Genomic DNA, 4,809 nt, shown 5'->3' with positions numbered 1-4,809 from the left:
GGCAGAGAGGAATGAAATACCTGCCAGTAGATAGATCTGCTTCCCTGTGAGCAGGCGTTTCACCATGCCGGCATAGACTGCCTGGGAGACTGCACCCCCGAGTGCGAAGAGGAACCAGAGCATTCGAAGACCCGGATATACTCCACTTCTCCCCTGAGAGGATGAATGTACCTGTTATCGCAGGGTGAACATTATTTGAGAAGGGATGCCAGAGGTATCTCTTCCCACCCGGCATACTCACAGGCATGTAACCAGATAGTCCGGGTCTCTGGAACCGCAACAACCTGGTACACCGTTCCAGCATGATATGCACCGCCTTCTTCCATTGGAACCATCAGGTATTCCTGCATCAGTTCCAAATTGAAATGGCCCATATACGCCGGTGACTGTGCAAGGCGGAGCATATTGCTGTATCTCGGATCATCTTCATCAGTCCTTGGCAACTGAATCCAATCATTCCATTCCGGCGGATAGGGAGGAATGAAGTGGTTCACTGCGATCACAAGGCCCTCGTCATCAGGATCCCGCACCCTGGCATCTAAGGTTCCCCGCTCTAGCGATACTGCATTGGCAGAATCTGCAATCTGGAGAATGTAGGAGAGATCGGCCGGGATACCCTTCAGCATCAGAACCGCTTCTTCGACATCGCGGCACTCTCTCAATACATCGACAAGCACAGAGGCTGTGTTCTGGCGATCCGCAGGTTCAGCCGGATCAGAATGGCCTCCATTATTCAGTTCTATAAAGAGACCAAATTCATTCATACCGCTCTCGAGATAGACGTTTCCCAGCGGATGGATATTGGCATACGCATAGCCGTCATCCGGGTGGAGGAGAACAACAGAGAGGAACTCCATGTACTCCCTCATCGATGCCCGATCGATATCCCAGTTTCGGCCAAAGATAACGCTGCCATCTTCTGTATACTGATCCCAGACGCCGATCCCGCTGCACCCTGCCGGGAGATCCTCAGGCAGACCCGGCAGCCGATCCGAAAGGATTGCATCGGTTAAGAGGATCATACCGGCATTCGTAACCAGCACCTCATCCATTGTAAGGCCGGATGTCTCGCTCATTCCCTTGAGCAGTTCCTGCAATTCCGGTGAGAGACTGTCAAATAACTCCTGTGCAGTCGCCAGTTGATGATCACCCGAAACACCGCGGCTGGTGAGATCCGCCACAATCCTGTCATGGAAGAGGCGAAGATCCTCCCCGGCAAGGCCGCCATACTGACGCCCCATCCCAGTCCATGATCCCCTGAGATCCAAAACCAGGAAGGTGCCGGATGGCGTCCGATAAGCATGGCCGCCTTCATATTCATTGATAAAGAGAAGGCCGCTTCCTTTATGATCAACGGGTGATACAACACCAGTCTGGTCAGGCTCACCCTGAGATCCGGAACTCTCGCTGCACCCTGCCGAGCAGAAAAGTAGAAGAGCGATGAGCAGAAGACATCCGATTCCCCGGCATTTCATAGTGAATAATTTATGACAAGAGTTTAAAATCTGTCGTCTTGCAGTCGAAACAGGCTGGCGATGAAAACGCAGTCATTTGCCTGATGAAATAAGCATAAATCAGATCGCAAAAGATCGCAAGTCACAACCTTTTTATATAAATAGTGCGTGAAAAGATTTATGAGAATACACGAGATTACTGCTTTTCTGCTCCTGATTGCAGCCATCTTCTTCGCAGGTTGTTCGACGGATCCGACCGGAGTTGTCCTTGATACCGATTCGATCATGGGAAGCGTTGAAGATACGATTGGCGGTGCATTATCTGAAGTCGGTGAAACAACACAGACCATCGGCGGGGAGAGCCCGGTTGATTCCACAACTCCCCAATCCACACCGGCATCTAGTGGCAACTGGGTGTTCTGGCGCGAAGAGCAGCTCTCCCCTGAAAGCGGCTATTCACAGATCGTTCCCTCGGTAAATACCATCATGCAGAAACATCTGAAGCTTGAGGTAAAAACCGAGGCCCCGGTAACCATCCGGTTCATGACACTCGAAGAGGCTCATGCATATACGAGAGCATGGGATGAGAACCCCTCCTTTGACAGGAATACCCTTTCGTATATCGAATCCTACACCGGAATCTCCGATGGAGCGATCGAAGCCCATGCGAATGAGGGGATTGCGTTCGTCATAGAGCCATATGGCCAGCAGAAACGGCTCTCAACAGAAGGAACGGTCAGGATTTATTACCATTAATACCACTTTCCCTGCAGGCGGGCACACCCCGCCCTCCCGCATGGGAGTATCCTGACACAGGGTAATTATCTGCTTTTTGGGTTTTGAGCAATCGGAAAGGAAGCAATCAACGAATAACCTTTTTATTTATGAAGAGCACTCTGAGAGATTAGCGTTATGATATTCCAGTTCTCAATCCTTACCCCGACTCTCCTGATCGTCGCCCTCGTATTTGCCATATCTGCATACCATCTCAGGGGGAGCTGGAGCGAACAGCTCAGAGGACCTGTTACGCTCTTTCTGGTACTTGCAGCCATCTGGGCTTTCGGGGATGCCTGTCTCTATATGGCAGCGGATCCGGGTTCCCAGCTCGCCATCACCACCCTGTCATCCATCGGGTTCTCGGGGATTCCGGTAACCTTCTTCCTCATCGCCTGTGCATTTACCGGCATCCGGTGGTTTGCAACCGCACAGAGAGCCGCCATTCTCTTCATCATCCCCATAATCAATATCATTCTCGTCGGGACAAACAGTATCCACGGCCTCTTCTACTCCGGCGTTACCGAACAGCTGGTACTTGGAACGATCGTCTGGGAGGTCATATACGGCCCGATCTACCCGCTGCATACCCTGTACTCATACTTCCTGATCGCATGCTCGATCTGCATCCTGATCTACCGGTATACCGCAAGCACACCCCGTGTCCGCGAGCAGTTATTTCTTCTCTTTATCGGAATCATCACACCCATCCTTTTCAATCTCCTGTACCTCTTCCGCCTTGACCCGTTCCCCGGCGTTGATCTGACACCGTTTGCACTCCTGATCACGCTCTCTCTCATCGTTATCAGCGGCAATACGAATCTCGGCCTCTTCACGATCGTACCTCTGGCAAGAAAAACGGTCATCGAAACGATGAATGACGGTGTAATCGTCCTTGACCAGAACAACCGGGTGGTTGATATGAACCGTGCTGCAACAATCGTCGTTGGCAATACGTTCGCGGAGATTGAAGGAACAGATGGGATGAATATTCTCAGGCGATGGGGGATCCATGACATGAAAGGATCGCACCTCATCCATCGTGATGATGGAGACGAGATATTCGAGGTGCGAACAGAGCCATTTGCCAGCAGGAAAGGGACCCCGATCGGCACCACCATCTTCATCAGGAATATAACGGATGTGTACAGGGCACGCCAGAGCCTTGAAGTGGCAAATAAAAAACTCAATCTCCTCTCCTCGATCACGAGGCACGATATCTTAAACCAGATCACGTCCATCCTCGGCTATGGCTCCATCATTCAGGAGGAACTTCCCGGTGATCCGGAGATACAGAGATACATGGAGAAACTAACCGAAGCTGTGAGGACGATAGAGAGGCAGATCACCTTCACAGCCGACTATCAGAATCTCGGAGCCCAGGAACCCGCATGGCAGCATGTTGAATCGACAGCACGATGGGCTGAACAGGAGATAAATCCCGGCAACATTACTCTTACGGTGGAAACCGGCGATCTTGAGATCTATGCGGACCCGCTCCTCCTGAAGGTCTTCTCAAATCTCTTCCATAATACCGTCATTCATGGTGAGAGAGCAACCAGAATTGAGATCTCATTTCACCAGGATGGAGAAACCGGGGTGCTGACTGTTGAAGATGATGGGATCGGCATTCCGGATGATATGAAAGAACGTATCTTCTCGCATATCCGGGGAAGCAAGATGGGGCTTGGACTCTACCTGATCCGCGAGATACTCTCGATTACAGGGATGACAATCCGCGAAACCGGCACCTGGAAAGAGGGGGCAAGGTTTGAAATAAGTATCCCAAAAAACGCATACCGGAATAACCCGGATCCAATCAGTCAATTTCAGCGGACGCCTCGGGATCAAAAGGATTTGTCCTGACAGAGAGCGAGAAGAGAAACGGGTAATGGCTCTGTAAGTACTCCATATGCTCAAGCCACCCTGAAACTAGCAGACGATATACCCGTTCGCAATCGTGTGACAGGTGTGCGGCATCAGATTGGGAGAGATGCGCCAGATCACGCCGTGATGAGAGTTCCTCCTGAAGATGGGATAGTGCGGTGATCATATCCGAGAAGGGCTCATCATCAAAGAGCATCGGATGCTGGAGGAGCTGGATCATAAAGCCACGCTTCTCTGCCAGGAACCGGGAGAGTGCGATCCGATCGAGCTTCATCAGATCAACTCCAAAAGATCTTCCCAAAAGGCGTTTTCTTGCGGCAAGAAACTGTTTTTTATCCCAGCCATTCTTCACAAGGAGATCGTCATCCTGCTGAAAAGATGAAACACCCGGTTTGAAGAGATGAAACATCGGAACACCAACCTCAGAGAAGAAGACACCGATGATCATACGAACTTTCCTCTGCCTTGAACGGAGATCATTCCTTGAGATCATCAGCTCGATTGTATAGGCAACAACCGTCAGGAATGTCCCCACCCCGGCAAGGATAAGCACCATCACCAGGAACCGGCCGCCATCTGTTGTCGGAACGATATCGCCATACCCGACTGTTGCCACCGTTACGATGATGAAATAGACGGCATCAAAGAACGAGAGGCCTTCGAGGTGGGCAAGGCCGACCGATCCAAGGAGGAA

Annotated in this window: 4 protein-coding genes; 2 read left to right on the top strand and 2 right to left on the bottom strand. The window is 51.2% G+C overall.

What is annotated here, in order from left to right; all coding sequences use genetic code 11:
* Window positions 1-191: 191 nt before the first annotated feature.
* Window positions 192-1,475 (bottom strand): C45 family peptidase, encoded by a 1,284-nt coding sequence (locus QCH34_RS06985; protein WP_300332197.1) that lies wholly within the window; start codon window positions 1,473-1,475, stop codon window positions 192-194.
* Between the two features lie 159 nt (window positions 1,476-1,634).
* Between QCH34_RS06985 and QCH34_RS06980 the strand changes: the two genes are divergently transcribed.
* Together QCH34_RS06980 and QCH34_RS06975 are read left to right on the top strand one after the other, a co-directional pair.
* A complete protein-coding gene (locus QCH34_RS06980) occupies window positions 1,635-2,210 on the top strand; it encodes a hypothetical protein (protein WP_300332195.1) in 576 nt (191 codons plus the stop codon).
* 156 nt (window positions 2,211-2,366) lie between these two features.
* Window positions 2,367-4,094: a histidine kinase N-terminal 7TM domain-containing protein gene (locus tag QCH34_RS06975; RefSeq protein WP_300332192.1), complete on the top strand. Its 1,728-nt coding sequence runs from the start codon at window positions 2,367-2,369 to the stop codon at window positions 4,092-4,094.
* On the opposite strand, the gene QCH34_RS06970 is transcribed toward QCH34_RS06975, so the two are convergent.
* A partial coding sequence (locus tag QCH34_RS06970; RefSeq protein WP_300332190.1) for a potassium channel family protein occupies window positions 4,048-4,809 on the bottom strand: 762 nt, incomplete at its 5' end. The genes QCH34_RS06975 and QCH34_RS06970 overlap by 47 nt on opposite strands.

Origin of the sequence: Methanocalculus sp. (assembly GCF_029762515.1) — an archaeon.
Taxonomy (GTDB): domain Archaea; phylum Halobacteriota; class Methanomicrobia; order Methanomicrobiales; family Methanocorpusculaceae; genus Methanocalculus.
This window is presented reverse-complemented; position numbering and strand designations above follow the sequence as displayed.

What these genes read in the sequence shown, in the direction of transcription:
- QCH34_RS06980 (WP_300332195.1), top strand. Translation starts at nt 1,635, where the DNA reads ATGAGAATACACGAGATTACTGCTTTTCTGCTCCTGATTGCAGCCATC.
- QCH34_RS06975 (WP_300332192.1), top strand. Translation starts at nt 2,367, where the DNA reads ATGATATTCCAGTTCTCAATCCTTACCCCGACTCTCCTGATCGTCGCC.
- QCH34_RS06985 (WP_300332197.1), bottom strand. Translation starts at nt 1,475, where the DNA reads ATGAAATGCCGGGGAATCGGATGTCTTCTGCTCATCGCTCTTCTACTT.